The sequence below is a fragment of the Lactobacillus sp. LL6 genome (assembly GCF_007570935.1).
Classification (GTDB): domain Bacteria; phylum Bacillota; class Bacilli; order Lactobacillales; family Lactobacillaceae; genus Lactobacillus.
On the sequence record NZ_VLLR01000001.1, the window covers coordinates 272,034 to 289,408 of the forward strand.

At 33.5% G+C, this 17,375-nt stretch carries 16 protein-coding genes, 1 tRNA gene, 1 pseudogene and 1 riboswitch; of the genes and pseudogenes, 16 read left to right on the forward strand and 2 right to left on the reverse strand.

Translation table 11 applies throughout. The features are described from left to right. Nucleotides 1–116: 116 nt before the first annotated feature. Complete coding sequence (greA, locus tag FOD82_RS01310) at nucleotides 117–578, forward strand: transcription elongation factor GreA (RefSeq protein ID WP_144354713.1); 462 nt, start codon at nucleotides 117–119, stop codon at nucleotides 576–578. 88 nt (nucleotides 579–666) lie between these two features. Beyond that, nucleotides 667–1,329, forward strand: a complete 663-nt coding sequence (locus FOD82_RS01315) for a CPBP family intramembrane glutamic endopeptidase (RefSeq protein WP_144354714.1) — start codon at nucleotides 667–669, stop codon at nucleotides 1,327–1,329. A gap of 46 nt (nucleotides 1,330–1,375) precedes the next feature. Here the strand turns inward: FOD82_RS01315 and FOD82_RS01320 are convergent. Together FOD82_RS01320 and FOD82_RS01325 are read right to left on the reverse strand one after the other, a co-directional pair. Then, nucleotides 1,376–1,446 (reverse strand) — tRNA-Gly (locus tag FOD82_RS01320). A gap of 32 nt (nucleotides 1,447–1,478) precedes the next feature. Further along, nucleotides 1,479–2,087, reverse strand: coding sequence for an SOS response-associated peptidase family protein (locus FOD82_RS01325; RefSeq protein ID WP_144354715.1), 609 nt, complete (start codon nucleotides 2,085–2,087; stop codon nucleotides 1,479–1,481). Between the two features lie 113 nt (nucleotides 2,088–2,200). Between FOD82_RS01325 and trpS the strand changes: the two genes are divergently transcribed. The 14 genes and pseudogenes from trpS to FOD82_RS01395 all read left to right on the forward strand — a co-directional run bounded on the left by trpS (nucleotide 2,201) and on the right by FOD82_RS01395 (nucleotide 17,238). Continuing rightward, nucleotides 2,201–3,229, forward strand: coding sequence for a tryptophan--tRNA ligase (gene trpS / locus FOD82_RS01330; RefSeq protein WP_144354716.1), 1,029 nt, complete (start codon nucleotides 2,201–2,203; stop codon nucleotides 3,227–3,229). A 9-nt stretch (nucleotides 3,230–3,238) separates the two neighbouring features. Next, entirely contained in the window at nucleotides 3,239–3,718 is a 480-nt protein-coding gene (locus FOD82_RS01335) for a deaminase (RefSeq protein WP_144354717.1), read from the forward strand. Next, nucleotides 3,708–4,310, forward strand: coding sequence for a TPM domain-containing protein (locus FOD82_RS01340; protein ID WP_144356000.1), 603 nt, complete (start codon nucleotides 3,708–3,710; stop codon nucleotides 4,308–4,310). Before FOD82_RS01335 ends, FOD82_RS01340 begins: the two co-directional genes overlap by 11 nt. 59 nt (nucleotides 4,311–4,369) lie before the next feature. Next, nucleotides 4,370–4,533: riboswitch (M-box (ykoK) riboswitch) on the forward strand. A gap of 78 nt (nucleotides 4,534–4,611) precedes the next feature. Then, complete coding sequence (gene mgtA / locus FOD82_RS01345; RefSeq protein ID WP_144354718.1) at nucleotides 4,612–7,302, forward strand: magnesium-translocating P-type ATPase; 2,691 nt, start codon at nucleotides 4,612–4,614, stop codon at nucleotides 7,300–7,302. Between the two features lie 96 nt (nucleotides 7,303–7,398). Then, nucleotides 7,399–9,384 (forward strand): annotated as a pseudogene (metG, locus tag FOD82_RS01350) (methionine--tRNA ligase); the annotation flags it as partial. After that, complete coding sequence (locus FOD82_RS01355; RefSeq protein ID WP_144354720.1) at nucleotides 9,384–10,151, forward strand: TatD family hydrolase; 768 nt, start codon at nucleotides 9,384–9,386, stop codon at nucleotides 10,149–10,151. The pseudogene metG and the gene FOD82_RS01355, both read left to right, overlap by 1 nt. After that, a complete protein-coding gene (gene rnmV, locus FOD82_RS01360) occupies nucleotides 10,138–10,707 on the forward strand; it encodes a ribonuclease M5 (protein ID WP_144354721.1) in 570 nt (189 codons plus the stop codon). Before FOD82_RS01355 ends, rnmV begins: the two co-directional genes overlap by 14 nt. Continuing rightward, entirely contained in the window at nucleotides 10,697–11,584 is an 888-nt protein-coding gene (gene rsmA / locus FOD82_RS01365) for a 16S rRNA (adenine(1518)-N(6)/adenine(1519)-N(6))-dimethyltransferase RsmA (protein ID WP_144354722.1), read from the forward strand. Before rnmV ends, rsmA begins: the two co-directional genes overlap by 11 nt. A gap of 72 nt (nucleotides 11,585–11,656) precedes the next feature. Next, nucleotides 11,657–11,914 carry a Veg family protein gene (locus tag FOD82_RS01370; protein WP_144354723.1) on the forward strand — a complete coding sequence of 86 codons (258 nt, stop codon included), beginning with the start codon at nucleotides 11,657–11,659 and terminating at the stop codon, nucleotides 11,912–11,914. A gap of 104 nt (nucleotides 11,915–12,018) precedes the next feature. Next, nucleotides 12,019–12,849, forward strand: a complete 831-nt coding sequence (purR, locus tag FOD82_RS01375; protein WP_144354724.1) for a pur operon repressor — start codon at nucleotides 12,019–12,021, stop codon at nucleotides 12,847–12,849. A 50-nt stretch (nucleotides 12,850–12,899) separates the two neighbouring features. Continuing rightward, the gene (glmU, locus tag FOD82_RS01380) at nucleotides 12,900–14,285 is read left to right on the forward strand and encodes a bifunctional UDP-N-acetylglucosamine diphosphorylase/glucosamine-1-phosphate N-acetyltransferase GlmU (RefSeq protein WP_144354725.1); all 1,386 of its coding nucleotides are present in this window, start codon (nucleotides 12,900–12,902) and stop codon (nucleotides 14,283–14,285) included. Between the two features lie 265 nt (nucleotides 14,286–14,550). After that, entirely contained in the window at nucleotides 14,551–15,429 is an 879-nt protein-coding gene (locus FOD82_RS01385) for an SLAP domain-containing protein (protein ID WP_144354726.1), read from the forward strand. Nucleotides 15,430–15,525: 96 nt separating this feature from the next. Beyond that, entirely contained in the window at nucleotides 15,526–16,218 is a 693-nt protein-coding gene (locus FOD82_RS01390) for an SLAP domain-containing protein (RefSeq protein ID WP_144354727.1), read from the forward strand. 90 nt (nucleotides 16,219–16,308) lie between these two features. Beyond that, on the forward strand, nucleotides 16,309–17,238 hold the full coding sequence (locus FOD82_RS01395; RefSeq protein ID WP_144354728.1) for an SLAP domain-containing protein: 930 nt from the start codon (nucleotides 16,309–16,311) through the stop codon (nucleotides 17,236–17,238). Nucleotides 17,239–17,375: the final 137 nt, after the last annotated feature.

The following is a 17,375-nucleotide window of genomic DNA, read 5'->3' on the forward strand; positions in this document are numbered from 1 at the left end:
TCCTTTCAAATAATATTAGAAGATTTATTTCTCCTTACACAGACTATTGTAGTAGGATAGAATAAAAAATAAAGTATTTAGCACTTAAAAATAGATAGTGCTAATTGGAGGTAAAAATGGTTTATTATCAAAAAATGACCCCAGAAGGTTATAAACAAATTGAAGATGAGATTGAACGTTTAAAAAAAGACCGACCACGTAGAATTAAAATTTTGCAACAAGCTCGTTCAATGGGAGACTTATCTGAAAATACAGAATATACTGAAGCTAAACGTGATTTAGGTCATTTGCAAAGCCGTTTGCGTTATTTGGGCAAGCAATTAAAGTATGCAGAAGTAATCAAAGCAAAAGATGATGGCAAGGTAGATTTAGGAAAAGTTGCAGTTTTAAAATTTGAAGATGATGATGAAACTGAAGAATATCGTATTGTGGGAAGAATGGAAGCTGATTTAGCAGAAAATAAGGTATCTTTTGATTCACCGCTTGGGAGTGCAATTATGAAAAAAACAGCTGGTACGACAGTAACAGTTGAAGCACCAGCTGGCAGTTATCAGGTAAAAGTAGTTGAAGTGAAATAGGAAAAATCAATATGATAATTCCTAAATATGGCTTTTTTTGTTATAATATGGAATTTGTAGGATATATACAATTTTAGGAGTGAAGTTTTTGAATACGCCAGAATCAAGAGAAGGTAATCTGATTCGCTATGCTGTATATTTTATTGGCTATTTAATGGCTGCTGGTGTAGTTAAATTAGTTACTATGAAATCACCGCTTAGAATATGGGACATAATCTTATTTGGATTAATTGCAGCGATGGTGCTTTTATTTTATATTTATCGCTTTAATCGTGAACAGCGCTTCTTTGAGCGAGATTTTGTAATGCCGTGGTTAGGTGATTATGCAATAACAATTGGTTTAACGATTCTGGTTGTAGCAGGCAGAATTGGAGTTTCATGGCTTCAAGCTTATAATAAAATTAGTTGGTATGGTTTTCAGATTGAATACTTAAAACATGAGTCCATTCCCATGTTTTGGTTTTTGATTGTAGCTGTTGGAATTATTTTGCCAATTTTGCAACAATTTTTGACAATTGGATTTTTATTCAATTATGCATTTAGACGAAGTGTGCCAGCAATCGCAGTAGTTGGAATGTTTACGTCAGGAATTTTATTCAGTATTTTAAACTTTCAAATGTCAATCCCATTGTTTGTTATAGATATTGCCTTTGGGGCAATGTTTGCATGGTCCTACTTATACACACAAACAATATGGATGCCAATATATCTATCTGTTGTAAATGGTGTTTTATTAGTAATTATGACTTAAAAGAAAAAGATGATGAACAAAATTTGTTCATCATCTTTTTTATATAAGCGGATAGCGTGAATCGAACCCGCATCTTCAGCTTGGGAAGCTGACGTTCTACCATTTAACTATACCCGCATTGCCTCTATATTCTATCATGAATTGAAAAATTATGCCAAATTATTTTCATGGGGTAATTTCTTTACTGCTAAGTCAAAATTTTCACGATTAATTAAACTGGTAAAATTTTGAAAGAGCCATTGGCGAATTTCTGCAGGCTTAAGTAATAATGGCATTCGATTATGGATTGGCATCATGTAAGAATTAGGAGCAGTTGTAACCATTGCAAATTTATCTTTATCATAAATCCCAGCGATTAAAGTTAATGGGTATTCTGGATCACGAAAGGCATATTTTTCATGATAATTTTTATTTTCAAAGCGATATTTTTCTTTGCTAGTTTCAAAAAATTCATCAGCGATAATAATGCATCTTTGACGAGCAAATGACTTATCCCACATTGATGAGCGTTTTTCATAAAATCTTTCGATTCGTGCATTAAAAACAGGTTTGTTTAAATCAAATGGACTTGGATAACCCCATAATTTGGGCTGCAGAAGAAGTTTATTGTCATTAAATAGTAAAACTGGAGCAGCAGTTTTGGGAAAGATATTTTGAGTTTTAATTTGAAAGTCAGATTTAATTAAAGGTAGATTTAAATCATTTTTTAAATAATTTTCGATTGTTTTGAGTTTAGGTATTTTAAAATTATTGCACATTTTTAGCCTTCTAACTAATGTAATCTCATAGCTAGTTTAATCTTAGCTTAATTTTTGATAAAATTGAAGTTATTAAAAACTAATGTATAAAGATTTAAGAAGGAAGAATAGTTATGACAAAGGAAATATTACTTACAGGTGATCGTCCAACAGGTAAATTACATGTTGGTCACTACATTGGCTCTCTTAGAAATCGAGTAAAGCTCCAAAATAGTGGTGATTATGCCCCATATATTATGATTGCGGATACTCAAGCTTTAACTGATAATGCAAGAGATCCTGAAAAAATTCGCAACTCACTTATTCAAGTAGCACTTGACTATCTTTCAGTTGGTATTGATCCAACTAAATCAACAATTTTTGTCCAATCACAAATTCCTGCTCTTTTTGAATTAACAGCTTATTACATGGACTTAGTCACTGTAGCACGTCTTGAAAGAAACCCAACTGTTAAAACAGAAATTAAGCAAAAAGGTTTTAAAGACTCTATTCCAGTTGGCTTTTTGAATTATCCAGTTTCTCAAGCAGCCGATATTACTGCTTTTAAAGCAACTGTAGTTCCAGTTGGGGATGATCAAGAACCAATGCTTGAACAAACTCGTGAAATCGTACGCACATTTAACCGTGTATATGATTGTGATGTACTTGTAGAACCTAAAGGTTACTTCCCTGCAAAAGGTGAAGGTCGTCTTCCAGGTCTTGATGGAAATGCGAAAATGTCTAAATCCCTTGGTAATGCAATTTACCTATCAGATGACGAAAAGACAGTTCAAAAGAAAGTTATGTCAATGTACACTGATCCAAATCATATTCATGTTGAAGACCCTGGTCAAGTTGAAGGAAATACTGTCTTTACTTATCTTGATGTATTTGATCCAGATAAAGAGACAGTTGCTCAATTAAAAGCAGATTATCAAAAGGGCGGTTTAGGAGACGTTAAAATTAAACGCTACTTAAACAAAGTTTTAGAACAAGAACTTGCTCCAATTCGTGAGCGTCGTGCAAAATATGAAAAAGATCTTGATAGTGTGTACCAAATGTTAATTGACGGATCTAATAAAGCAAATGAAGTTGCAAACCAAACTTTGGAAGAAGTACGTGATGCAATTGGTCTTAACTATTTTAAGAACAGACAAAAATAGAGGCAATTTATGCGTGATCGAATTCCTTGGAAGCAGTATTTTATGATGCAGGCTTTGGTGATTGCTCAAAGATCAACTTGTAATCGTGCTCTTGTTGGTAGTGTGTTGGTTAAAGATAATAGAATTATCGGTACAGGATATAATGGTTCTATTTCAGGTCAGCCTCACTGTGATGATGTAGGTCACCAAATGGTAGATGGACACTGCGTTAGAACAATTCATTCAGAAATGAACTCTTTGATTCAATGTGCTAAAAATGGAGTTTCAACGGCTGAGACTGAAATTTATGTAACTCATTTTCCTTGCTATAATTGCACTAAAGCATTGATTCAAGCCGGTATTAAAAAAGTTAATTATTACTTTGATTACCGTGATAATCCACTAGCAATAGACTTACTAGAAGATTGTGGGGTACCATATGAGAAAATCAATATTGACCGCAAATATGTTGAAGGATTGGCTCATAAACTTGAAGAAGATGAAAACTAAGCTGCTAATTTTTACTGGACTAGTAATTACTTTTTTGACTTTGAGTGGATTTAGTCAAAAAGATATTGAAGATAATGCTCATGTTTTAAATAAAGAAACTAAGCAACTAATAACAGCAAAAAATAATCGTTATTGGCAAACAAAAGAGCAACCACAAGTAGTAGTTAAAACAGTCACCAGACTCAATCACTTAACTCCTAAAAGATTAAATAAGCAAAAAAATAAAGTTTTTATTGTAATTGGGGTTAAAAAAGATAAGAAAAATGTGCAAATTTTTTCAACTAAAGATTTACATGGAGCTTTTACTGCGGAGTCACGAGCAAGTATCATTAGAGCAGCTGGAGATGAACTGAGAAGCGATAATAATACAACTTTCAATAAGGGAGTGCGCTTTGTATTTCGAGCTTGTGCTACTAAAGTTGATCAACAATATCAGTACACCTTAGATAAGTATGATCTTACTGATAGCGAACAAAATAAGATTTCTCATCCACGAAAAGTTGCTCTTCCAATTGCATTAGCATTGGTTGTTGTAGTAGCTGGAATGATTTATGTTTTACGTGGGGTACGAGTTAAAAATAATAAGAAATAAAATTCAATTTGACGATAAGCTTTTTAAGCCTTAGACTTATTAAGGTAATACAATTTTTGCAAATAAACTGTTAGGTGAGATTCCTACGTGAACACACGCTATCGCCCAGAAACATCCAGAGATGCCAACGGGTCAAATAGGCCTCGTCGACTTAAGGCGAGATCCAGATAGCTAGCATGTGCTTACGTCACGTAGTGTTAAAACTGAACGACGAGTATTAAAAGCCTTGTTTGGTATGGAGCCACTTTTCAGAAAGTGACTCCTTTTAGTTTGTTTGCGCACAAAAACAAGGAGGAATAAAATGCTAAATGTAAAAACTTCGAAATATGAGGTAAGTCGCGATTACATTGAGCGTGTAAAAAAGATTGCACGTGAAAGTCGCACAGAAACATTAGCTAGACTTCATGCGAGTGCGGAAGGTTTATCTACTAAACAGGCAATGGTAAACCGAGAAGAATATGGGACAAATCAAATTGTAGATACTAAGAATGATTCTAAATGGCATTTTTTCATTGAGTCATTTTTAACGCCTTTTACAATTGTTTTGATTTTGTTAGCAGCAACTCTACTGATTGCTGATGTGGTTCCAAGTGGTCAAGATGATGTAAGTACTGCGATTATTATTGTGGTGATGGTCTTAATAGCTGGAATAATTAAATTTGTTCAAAATATTAAAACATCAGATGCTGTAGAAGAAATGCTAGCTTTAGTATCTGTTACTACAAATATTAAACGCGATAATGAAAATCAAGAATTGCCAACTAATGAAGTTGTAGTAGGAGATGTAATTAATCTATCTGCTGGTGATATGGTCCCGGCAGATATGCGACTTCTTAGAAGCAAGGATCTTTTTTGTTCAACTAGTTATATTGATGGAAAGTTTGATCCAAAAGAAAAAATTGCCACAAAAACTCCCCGCTTTGAACAAGTGAATAATTATCTTGATTATCCTAATATTGTATATGAAGGAACAACAATTGTTTCTGGATCTGGGACTGGAGTAGTTTTTGCAACTGGCAAAGATACAATTTTTGGTAAAAAAATTCGAGACGAGAATAAACGCGAACTTCATAAAACTACATTCAATGTAGGAATCAAAAGTATTACTAAGTTATTAATGCTAATGATGGTAATTGTGAGTGCATTAGTTTTTATTATTAATGGTATAACTAAGGCAAATTGGATTTCTTCATTTGTTTTTGCAATTGCAATTGCGGCAGGTTTAACTCCTGAAATGTTACCAGTAATTGTAACTTCTAACTTGGTTAATGGTAGTAAAAAAATGGCCAAGCGAGGAAACATTGTAAAAAGATTAAACTCAATTCAGTATTTTGGATCAGCTGATGTTTTATGTACTGATAAGACTGGTATTTTAACTCAAGATAAAGTCATGCTTGAACGCCATTATGATTTAACTATGCAAGAGACGAAGCGAGTTTTAGAGTTATCATATCTAAATGCATATTATCAAACAGGAATGAAGGATTTAATTGATGAAGCTGTAATCAATGCTGCAGGGGATGAGTTAGATACTAATGAGATTCAGCGCGACTACAACAAGATTGATGAAATTCCGTTTGATTATAATCGTAGACGTATGAGTGTCGTAGTTGCTAACTCTGATCAAAATCATGGTGAGCATCTTTTAGTAACTAAAGGTGCAGCTGAACAAATGCTTGAAGTAGCAACAAAAGTAGAGCTTAATGGTAAAGTGTTGCCTTTGACTAAAGAAAGACGAGAGAAAATACTTGAACAAGTTGAAGATTTGAATACGGATGGGATGCGTGTGCTTTTACTAGGATATAAACGCAATCCCGCACCAGTAGGCGAATTTTCAGTGAATGATGAAAATGACTTAACTTTAGTTGGCTTTTTAACATTTTTAGATCCACCAAAAGAAAGTGCTCAGGCAAGTTTGGCTAAACTGCGCCGAGATGGAATCGATGTTAAAGTATTAACTGGTGATAATGAAGCTGTCACTAGAACGTTAGGGCTTCAAGTTGGATTAAATGTTAATATTATTTATTCAGCAAGCGATTTAGAAGGAAAAAGTACTGAAGAACTATCTAAGATGGTAGAAGAGTGCAATATTTTTGTTGAACTAACTCCCGAACTTAAAACAAAGATAATAAAAATCCTTCGCACTAATGGTCATACTGTTGCTTATTTAGGGGATAAAATTAACGATGCCCCAGCTATGCATGCATCAAATGTTTCAATTTCGATTGATAATGCAGTTGATATTGCTAAAGAATCTGCCGATATAATTATGCTTAATAAAGATTTGGCGATTTTAGAAGATGGTATTCGAATTAGCAGAAATGTTTTAGGAAATATTATGAAATATTTCAAGGTTATTTTAACCTCTAGTTTCGGTAATTCCTTAGCAATGATAATTGCATCCATATTTTTACCATTTTTACCTATGATGCCCTTACAGATTGTAGTGATGAATTTATTATTTGGAATGAGTTGTTTGCTTATTCCATTTGATAAGATGCCGAAGAGTTATTTAGATAAACCTAAAAAATGGGCAATTCGGCGTTTACCAAAATTCATGATAATTTTTGGGTCTGTTTCAACAATAATTGATATTATTACTTTTGCACTTTTATTTTTCTGGATTTGTCCTCAAATTGCAGGAGGCAATTTTTATGAAATTAGTAAAGCACAACAAATAATATTTGTAACAAGTTTTTATACTGGTTGGTTTATTGAAAGTATCTGGATTCAAGAAATTGTTATTCATGTGATTCGTGATAAACGTTTTCCATTTATTTTTCAACATGCTACTCCCCCGGTAATTATGGGAACTTTGTTTGCGGCAATAGTTGGAACAATTTTACCATTTTCATTTTTGAGTAAAGATTTAGCTTTTGGACCAATGCCTCAGAGCTTTTTATTGGTAATTTTAATACTATTGCTGGGATATGTTTTATTGATGAGTTTAGTGAAAATATTGTATTTACAGAAAAATGATTTTTTGATTTAAGAAGCTGATTTGGCTTCTTTTTTCTTTGCCTATCCTTTTCTGAGATACTTATCATGGTGTATCATATAATATGAATTATTTTCTAATTTAAGGAGAAAAAGTATGGCTGATAAAAAAACTTTTTATATTACAACCCCAATTTACTATCCATCAGGTAAATTAACTATTGGAAATGCATATACCACTGTAGCAGCTGATTCAATGGCTAGATACAAACGTAGTAAGGGATATGACACTTTCTTTTTAACTGGAACTGATGAACATGGTTTAAAAATTGAACAAAAAGCTGAAGCTCGTGGAATTAAGCCTAAAGAGTTCGTTGATGAAATGGCATCAAGTTACAAGAAGCTCTGGAAGATGCTTGATATTTCTTATGATAAATTTATTCGTACTACTGATGATGAACACGTTAAAGCAGTTCAAAAGATTTTTGAAAAATTATTGAAAAAAGGTGACATTTACCTTGGTGAATACACTGGTTGGTATTCAGTAGAAGATGAAGAATACTTTACTGAAAGTCAGCTTGCTGAAGTTTACAAAGATGATGAAGGAAATGTTGTAGGTGGAAAGGCTCCATCTGGTCATGAAGTACAGCTCGTTAAAGAACCATCTTACTTCTTTAGAATGAGTAAATATGCTGACCGTCTTCTTGATTATTACAAGGAACATCCAGATTTCATTTTGCCTCATTCTCGTGAAAAAGAAATGGTCAACAACTTTATTAAGCCAGGCTTAGAAGATCTTTCAGTAACACGTACTACAGTTAACTGGGGAATTCCTGTACCAAGTGATCCTAAACACGTTGTATATGTATGGATCGATGCTTTATCTAACTATATTACAGCTCTTGGGTATGGTTCAGACAATGATGAACTTTTCAAGAAGTTCTGGCCAGCTGATGTTCACTTAGTAGGTAAAGAAATTGTTCGTTTCCACACAATTTACTGGCCAATTATGTTAATGGCACTTGATTTGCCGCTTCCTAAGCAAATTTTTGGTCATGGCTGGGTATTGATGAAGGACGGTAAGATGTCTAAATCTAAGGGTAATGCTGTATACCCAGAAATGATTGTTGAGCGTTATGGATTAGATGCACTTAGATATTACTTAATGCGTGCAATTCCATTTGGTTCTGATGGTATTTTCACTCCAGAAGATTTTGTTGAAAGAGTTAACTTTGACTTGGCTAACGATTTAGGTAATCTTTTAAATAGAACTGTCTCAATGATTAATCAATATCAAGATGGTCTGGTAGCTTCAGTTGCTGAAGAGCAAGATGAATACGGACAAGACTTAATAAAGACTGCTCAAGAAGTAATTGCTGAATACACTAACCAAATGGATAGCTTACACTTCTCACAAGCTCTTGATAGTGTGTGGAGACTTATTAGTCGTGCTAATAAGTACATTGATGAAACCACTCCTTGGGTCCTTAATAAAGAAGGTAAAAGTGAAGAATTGTCTAAGGTAATGACCAACTTAGCAGAAAGTCTTCGTTTAGTAGCAATTCTGATTTCTCCAATTATGACTGAAAGTCCAGTTAAGATGTTTAATCAACTTGGTCTTGACTTTAATAATGGTGAACAAAAGGATTTATCATTTGGTAGTTTTGATTGGGACATTAAAGTAACTGAAAAACCAACCCCAATTTTTCCACGTCTTAAACAAGATGTAGAAGTGAAGTATATCAAGGATGAAATGAAGAAGGCTAAGCCAAAGAAACAAACTCGTAGTGAACAAAAGAAAGAAGAAAAGTTCATTACAATTGATGATTTTGATAAAGTTAAGATCCAAGTAGCTAAAGTGTTATCTGTTGAACCAGTTAAGGGTTCAAATAAGCTCTTGATGTTTAAACTTGATTTTGGCAATGGACACACTCGTCAAATCTTAAGTGGAATCCGTAAGTTCTACCCAGATGAAAGCGAACTTCTTAATAAGAAAGTTTTAGCAGTTACTAACTTGAAGCCTCGTAAGATGTTAGGACATGTTAGTGAAGGAATGCTTTTATCTAGTGAAAAAGATGGCAAAGTTAAGCTTGCTATTGTAGGTGACGAGCATGAAGCTGGGGCTGAGCTTGGATAATGCAACTTATTGACAATCATACGCATTTAAATGATGAACCTTTCCGTGGAAAGGAAGAATATTATTTAGATCGAGCAGAAAAATTATGCGTGACTAAAGTTATTTGTGCGGGGCAAGACCCAGATTTTAATCAGCGAGCAATTGATTTAGCGCAACGTTTTGATAATGTTTATGCAATGGTTGGACTTAATCCAGATATTGCCAAAAATTATGATCAAGATGCTGAAGATAAGTTAATTGAACAGCTTCAAATGCCAAAAGTTGTGGCACTTGGTGAAGTGGGGCTGGATTATTATTGGGATGAATCACCGCGAGACAAGCAACAAGAAGTTTTTAGAAGACAGATTGAATTAGCCCATGAATTAAAGGTGCCAGTAGATATTCATACAAGGGATGCTTTTGAGGATTGTTATAAAATTTTAAAAGAATCTAATTTGGAATATGGAGCAATTTTACATAGTTTTAATGGTGGAGTTGACTGGCTTAATAAGTTTCTAGATTTAAATGTAATGTTTTCTTATTCTGGTGTAGTTAGCTTTACTAAGGCAGTTGAAGTTCATGAATCAGCTAAAGTTGTTCCAATGGATCGATTTATGGTAGAAACAGATGCTCCATATTTAACACCTAAGCCATATCGTGGTCGTCAAAATGAACCAGCTTATGTGCGCTATGTTGCAGAGGCGATTGCTAAGATCAAAGATATTTCTTTAGAAGAAGTAGCAGATGCTACCTATAAGAATACTGAGAGGGTTTATGGTATTAAATAAAAAGAATTTTAATGCAGTTGTAGTTGTTGAAGGCAAAGATGATACGATTCGCCTGAAGCAATTTTTTCCTGGAATTGAAACTATTGAAACTCAAGGGTCAGCAGTTTCTGAAAGTGTGTTAAAGCAAATCAGAAAATTAAGTGAAACAAGAGATATTATCATTTTTACAGATCCTGACTTCAATGGTGAACGAATTCGGAGAATTGTAACAGAAGCTGTTCCTAATGCAAAACAAGCTTTTATTACTCGTAAAGAAGGTGAACCGCTTAAGCGTGGCAATAGCTTAGGTGTTGAACATGCTTCAAAAGAAGCCTTAGAGCGGGCTTTAAGTGATCTTCACGAAGTAGAACCTGAAAAAAGCGACCTTGATTATGATCTCTATACTCAATTAGGCTTAGCTGGTGGGGAAGGCTCAAGACATTTACGTGAACAAGTTGGAATCAAACTTGGAGTTGGTTATGGAAATTCTAAGCAATTTTTTAAAAGACTGCATATGTTTGGGATTTCAATGAGTGAATTAAGTGAAGCAGTAAAGGAAGTTCAAAATGGCAAATAATATTCCAATTGGGTCACCTGTTAGAACTCAAGCAATTGTTAATCGTTATTTTGTAAAGGCAAAAAAGAACCTTGGGCAAAACTTTTTGGTAGATCAAGAAGCAATTTTAGGAATTGTTCATGCTTCTGATATTCATGAAGGAGACCAAGTTATTGAAATCGGACCTGGAATTGGATCATTAACTGAACAACTTCTTTTAGCAGGAGCAAAAGTTTTTGCTTATGAAGTTGATGAAGATCTTCCTCCGATTCTTAAAAATGAACTACCAGATAAAATCGGTAACGATAATTTGAGTGATCGTTTTAAATTGATGCTTAAAGATGTTTTGAAGGCTGATTTTAAAAATGACTTGGCAGGCTTTTTCGATTTAACTAAACCTGTTAAGGTCGTAGCAAATTTACCGTATTACATTACAACTCCTATTATCTTTGCATTGGCAGAATCAGATTTAAATTTTGAAAGTTTGACTTTAATGATGCAAAAAGAAGTAGCTGAGCGTTTAGTTGCTAAGCCTGGTTCAAAAGATTTTGGACCACTGTCAATTGCAGTTCAAACAGAAATGAATGCTAAAGTTGCACTTGAAGTAAAAAACACTTCATTTATGCCTCGTCCAAAAGTTGATTCCAGTGTGGTAGTTTTAACCCCATTAAAAGACAAGCCTGATATTGAAAATCGCAAGCATTTTAATTGGGTAGTTAAGATGTGCTTTAGTCAACGAAGAAAAACGCTTAATAACAATTTGAAAAACTTAATTCCAGATAAGGAGCAGCGAGCAACTTTAATTCAAAAACTTGGTGTAAATCCTAAGGTCCGCCCAGAAGATTTAACAATTTCACAATTTATTGTGATTGCTAAAGCTATTCCCTTGAAGCAGTAGGCTTCGTATTTGTAACCTACTTGAAATAATTATTAAAATATGGTAAAATTAACTCAAAGGAGTTGTTTTTTAGTGCCAACATCAATTAATACGATTAAAAGTAAGTTGGATTCTCACTTAGGCGATACCTTAACAGTAGTAGCTCAAGCGGGTCGCAAGAAGGTAACAAAAAGACACGGAATTTTACGTGAAACATTTCCTGCTGTCTTTATGGTAGATTTGGACCAAGATCAAAATAATTTTAAACATGTTTCTTATAGTTACACTGATTTGTTAACCAAGAATATTGCATTAGAATTTGATGATGAGGCTGAAGAAGCTGAAGCTTAAATTATTTAAAAATTAAGCACTAACATTTAAAATGTTAGTGCTTTTTTGTGTGCTTTAGAGTAATATAATTACAGATAAAAAACAAACATTAGAAAGGAAAAAATATGAAACGTTCAGAAAGATTAGTGGATATGACCAAATATTTAATGGAACGTCCACATACCTTAATTTCACTACCTTTCTTTGCCAAGCGTTATAATGCTGCAAAGTCTTCAATTTCAGAAGACTTGGCAATTTTGAAGCATACTCTTGCAGCAAATCAAGATGGTATTTTAGAAACTGTTGCTGGAGCTGCTGGTGGAGTAAGATATATTCCATTTTTAGGCAAAGAACATGCAGAAAAATATTTAACTGGTTTGGCTGAAAGAATTGAAGATCCGAGCAGAATTTTAGCTGGTGGTTTTGTTTATATGTCTGATATTCTTGGAAATACTCAAGATCTACGTCTTTTAGGAGAATTGATTGCCACTCGTTATGCTTATTCAGAAGTTGATGCAGTAATGACTGTGGAAACTAAGGGGATTGCTTTAGCTCAAGTTGCGGCTCGCTTTCTTAATGTGCCATTTGTAACTGCAAGAAAACGCTCTAAGGTAACTGAAGGAGCTACAGTATCAGTAAATTATATTTCTTCTTCACTTGACCGAGTTTCTAAGATGGAATTGCCTACTCGTGCACTTAAAAAGAATTCTAATGTCCTTATTGTTGATGACTTTATGAAGGGCGGAGGAACTTTAACTGGAATGGAAGAATTGGTTAAAGAATTTGATGGTAAAATTGCTGGAATTTGTGTTCTTTGTGAAGCTGATTTTGATAAAAATAAATTAGTTGAAGATTATTTATCTTTAGTAAAAATTACTAAAATTGATACTCATGATAAAATCATTGCTGCTGAACCGGGAAACTTTTTGGCTCAAACAGATTTTGACCGCTTCTAAATGTTATACTAAAGGCTAGTTTGATATTAACAAAGAAGGAAATTTAAATTATGAAAAAATTTGTAGTTGTTCTTGCTGCTGGTAAGGGTACTCGTATGAAATCAAAGCTCTACAAGGTTTTGCATAAGGTTTGCGGAAAGACCATGGTAGAACATGTTGTAGATGCTGCTTCAGGGGTTGATCCTGAAGAGATTGTAACAATTGTTGGAACTGGTGCTGAAGATGTAGAAAAAGTTTTAGAAGGTAAATCTAAATTTGCTTTTCAAAAAGAACAACTAGGTACTGGAGATGCTGTAAAAACAGCAGCTGAACTTTTAGCAAATGAAGACGGCGAAACTTTAGTAGTAACTGGAGATACACCATTATTTACTACAGAAACTTTTAAGAGTTTGTTTGACTATCATCAAGAAAAAGGCAATGCTGCTACAGTTTTAACTGCAGAAGCTCCTAATCCATTTGGCTATGGTCGAATTATTCGCGATGAAGATGGAAATGTTCTTCGTATTGTTGAACAAAAAGATGGCAATAATGAAGAATTAAAAGTTAAAGAAATTAATACTGGTGTCTTTTGCTTTGATAATAAGAAGCTTTTTGAAGCTTTAAAGCATGTTACTAACAATAATGCACAAGGAGAATACTATTTAACTGATGTATTAGAAATTTTGCGTAAAAACGGTGATAAAGTAGGTGCCTACACAATGCCTGACTTTAGTGAAAGCCTTGGAGTAAATGACCGTGTTGCTTTAGCTCAAGCTACAAAGATTATGCAAAAGCGGATTAACGAAGAACATATGAGAAATGGTGTTTCATTCATTGATCCAGATACAGCACACATTGATAGTGATGTAAAAATCGGTAACGATACAGTTATTGAAGGTAATGTTGTTATTAAGGGTAATACTGAAATTGGCAGTGAAACTGTAATTACTAGTGGATCTAGAATTATTGATTCAAAAATTGGCAATCATGTGACTGTCACTTCATCAACTATTGAAGATTCTGTAATGGAAGATAATACTGATATTGGTCCAATGTCTCATCTTCGTCCAAAAGCTCTTATTAGAGAAGGTGCACATATTGGTAACTTCGTTGAAATTAAGAAGGCTGAAATTGGCGTAGATTCTAAAGTTGGTCACCTAACTTATGTGGGGGATGCAACATTGGGTAAAGATATCAATGTTGGTTGTGGGACAATTTTCTCAAATTATGATGGAGTTAAGAAGTTCCATACTAATGTTGGAGATCACTCATTTATTGGTGCCGGTGCTACTTTGATTGCTCCAGTTAATATTGCTGACCATGCCTTTATTGCAGCAGATTCAACTATTACAAAAGATGTTGACAGATATGACATGGCAATTGCTCGTGGCCGTCAAGTTAACAAGCCAGATTATTGGCATAAACTTCCATTATCAAAAGATAAAGAATGGGAATAAAAAACAATTAAATAACAAAAAATAAGTCTATAAATTCATACTTTTTGAATTTGTAGACTTATTTTTTACCTTAACTATAGTATTTTTAACGAGTTAGAACTATAATGGATTTAAATAAAAATAACAAACATATTTAGAAAGGACTGAGTACTTTCTAAGAAAATATAACAGAGAAAAACAACAGAGTATTTGACAATTTAATATTAAGACCACATTTTGCATTCACATTAAGTGGAGATTATAGATTTAACATGAGGTAGAGAACATGAAAATAAGTCGTAAGATAATGATGGTGTCAGCAGCAGCTTTATTTGCTGTAAGTCCAATTGCGGTTGGAAGTTTAAGTCAATCTGCACTAGCAGCTAGCTATAAAACTGATAGCAAAGCAAGTTCTGTAGTGACTATTAAGAGTGCCCATTTCGTTGATAAAAATGGCAAGGAGTTACCAATTGTTGCCGAAAAAGGTGGCTCTTACACTGTTTGGGATATTAAGACAAGTGGTAATAAAACTTATTACAATGTAGAAAAAAGTGCAGATTACTGGCTCTTATCTTCAGTAACTAAAGGCAGAGTAACATACATTAAAAATGGTGCAACTTATACGATTTCAACTAATGAAAATACTGAAGCAGGAACTGTTGCTCCTCACCCATCAAGTAGTACTATTACACTTAAGCGCAATGCTTATATTTATTCTTCAAAAGGTAAGCGTCAAGGGAAAGTGTATATAGCAAAAGGTGCAGTTCTTGTAAATAACGGCACTAAGAAAATTAAGGGCAAGCTTTATTATAATATTGGTGATGGTCGCTATGTTAAAGCAGGTAATGTTCAAAATGGAACTGTAATGCCTCATTCTAGTGAGGTGATTAAACCTGCAACCAAGTCAACAACTTCTAAATCTACAAAGAAGGTTGGTCGCTCCGATGATTGGCAACCTGATGATAATACTTTAAAGCTTAAGAGAAATGCTATTCCATATGATGAAAATGGTAAGCGTCGAACAGATTTAGGTTATACCTATATTAGAAAAACTACCCTTCTTAATTACTACGGTACTAAGAAGATTAATGGTACTACTTACTATTATTTAGGTGATGGTGTCTATATTAATGGTGCAAATGTTGGATCTGTTAATAATAAATAATAAACGAAGTGGTCTTATATGACTGCTTTTTTGTTTGGAATTATAATTAAACTGATGAGAGCTAAATAGATAATAGTTTAAGAAAGAAGTAATCTTATGAGACTGAATAAGAAAGTGATTGGTATATTAACAGCAGTTAGTTTGATTAATGTAAGTGATCCAGTTTTTGCAGCAAAAACTACTCAAAATAGTACTTCGACTGTTAAAGTAGAACTTGCAAAAACTAAAACAACTACTACAAATACTAAAAAAAGCAAAATGGTGTTGGATGAAGAAGAGCCTAATCAATTACTTAATACAATAGTAAAGAATAGCAGAGTGACTTTAAATCATAAGACTAATTTTTATAATAGCGAAGGTAAAAAAGAAAAGAAAGTTGCCAAAAAGAATAAAAGCTATACTATCTATCAAATTCGAACTATAGACAAAGATACTTTTTATAAAACTAAAAATAATCTGTGGTTAAAATCTGATGATGTTCGGGGAACTGTGCAGTATCAAGAAAACGAGTTTTCTATTATGAATTTAACAACAGATAAAAAAGGAGACCTATCATATTCGATTGATAATTCTCATCCTATAATTAAAGAAATGACAGTCAAGCATAATTCTTATGTTTATGATAATGATGGACAGCTTGACTTAAACAAAAAAGGAAACGTGACTTTGATTAAAAAGGGTAAAAAAGTTAAGGCTTATGCTATTCGAGAAGTAGCTAACAAAAAGTTTTATATTACTAATTATGGTTGGATCAAGTATAAGAATCTGGAAGAAAATTCTAAGAAATAGTAAATTTGGATTATATTTATTTCACAAATTAAGGCTTAGGCATTACAATATATGGGTATAAATATAATTTTCAGATGAGGTAGAGAAATTATGAAATTAAGTCGTAAATTAGTTATGGTATCAGCTGCGGCATTGATGGCAGTTAGTCCACTTGCTGCACCAGTAGTTAACTCAAGTGTTGCTCAAGCTGCAACTAAGAAGTCTTCAAGCACAGTTCATAAGACTTATGGTAAGAACAGTAAGGTTACTGTTACTAAGAGCCAAAACTTTGTAAATGAAAATGGTAAGAAAACCTCAAAGAAAGCACCTAAGGGTGGCGAATACATCATTTGGGATGTTAAAGAAATCAATGGTGAAACTTACTACAGCATTCAAACTGATCTTAAGTATTGGATTCCAGCAGTAAACACTAAGGGTAAAGTTGAATACAAGACTGGTTCAACTACTGTAACTCTTACTACAGATGGCAAGAAAGTAGTTCAAACTGAATCTTCCTCAAAGAAGTCTACTAAGACTGCAACAAAGAAGACTACTAAGTCAGACAAGAAGTCAGAATCAAAAGCAGATTCAAAGAAGGCAACTGCAAAGAAGACCACTAAGTCAGACAAGAAATCAGAATCAAAGACTGCTTCAAAGAAAGAAACTGCAAAGAAGACCACTAAGTCAGACAAAAAGTCAGAATCAAAGACTGCTTCAAAGAAAGAAACTGCAAAGAAGACTACTAAGTCAGACAAGAAATCAGAATCAAAAGCAGATTCAAAGAAGGCAACTACAACAAAGAAGTCAACTAAGAAAGCAACTATTAAACCTGTAAAGATTACTGCAACAAAGAAGACTCCAGTTGTTGATAAAGATGGTAAGAAAGTTAAGACTTACATGGGTTCAAAGAAATACACTATCATTGGTAAGGGTGTAACTGTTAACGGTTTAGGCACCAAGAAGATCAATGGTAAGACTTACTACGCTTTGCAACCTAACCACTACTACGTATTAGCATCAGACTTTAAGACTGCTAAGTAGTTACAAATTATTTACATTTTTATAAGAAGATGGTATCAAAATTGAACCGTCTTCTTTTTTTGCGTTATAATGTAGTTAATGTACCCATTATGGGAAATGAAGTGTAATTTAGAATAATTAGATATTATGAGGTTGAA

Bases quoted from the DNA above. Each gene is read 5' to 3' on its own strand.
- greA (WP_144354713.1), top strand. From the start codon at position 117: ATGGTTTATTATCAAAAAATGACCCCAGAAGGTTATAAACAAATTGAA.
- purR (WP_144354724.1), top strand. From the start codon at position 12,019: ATGAAACGTTCAGAAAGATTAGTGGATATGACCAAATATTTAATGGAA.
- mgtA (WP_144354718.1), top strand. From the start codon at position 4,612: ATGCTAAATGTAAAAACTTCGAAATATGAGGTAAGTCGCGATTACATT.
- rnmV (WP_144354721.1), top strand. From the start codon at position 10,138: ATGGTATTAAATAAAAAGAATTTTAATGCAGTTGTAGTTGTTGAAGGC.
- FOD82_RS01335 (WP_144354717.1), top strand. From the start codon at position 3,239: ATGCGTGATCGAATTCCTTGGAAGCAGTATTTTATGATGCAGGCTTTG.
- glmU (WP_144354725.1), top strand. From the start codon at position 12,900: ATGAAAAAATTTGTAGTTGTTCTTGCTGCTGGTAAGGGTACTCGTATG.
- FOD82_RS01355 (WP_144354720.1), top strand. From the start codon at position 9,384: ATGCAACTTATTGACAATCATACGCATTTAAATGATGAACCTTTCCGT.
- FOD82_RS01325 (WP_144354715.1), bottom strand. From the start codon at position 2,087: ATGTGCAATAATTTTAAAATACCTAAACTCAAAACAATCGAAAATTAT.
- trpS (WP_144354716.1), top strand. From the start codon at position 2,201: ATGACAAAGGAAATATTACTTACAGGTGATCGTCCAACAGGTAAATTA.
- FOD82_RS01390 (WP_144354727.1), top strand. From the start codon at position 15,526: ATGAGACTGAATAAGAAAGTGATTGGTATATTAACAGCAGTTAGTTTG.
- rsmA (WP_144354722.1), top strand. From the start codon at position 10,697: ATGGCAAATAATATTCCAATTGGGTCACCTGTTAGAACTCAAGCAATT.
- FOD82_RS01385 (WP_144354726.1), top strand. From the start codon at position 14,551: ATGAAAATAAGTCGTAAGATAATGATGGTGTCAGCAGCAGCTTTATTT.
- FOD82_RS01340 (WP_144356000.1), top strand. From the start codon at position 3,708: ATGAAAACTAAGCTGCTAATTTTTACTGGACTAGTAATTACTTTTTTG.
- FOD82_RS01395 (WP_144354728.1), top strand. From the start codon at position 16,309: ATGAAATTAAGTCGTAAATTAGTTATGGTATCAGCTGCGGCATTGATG.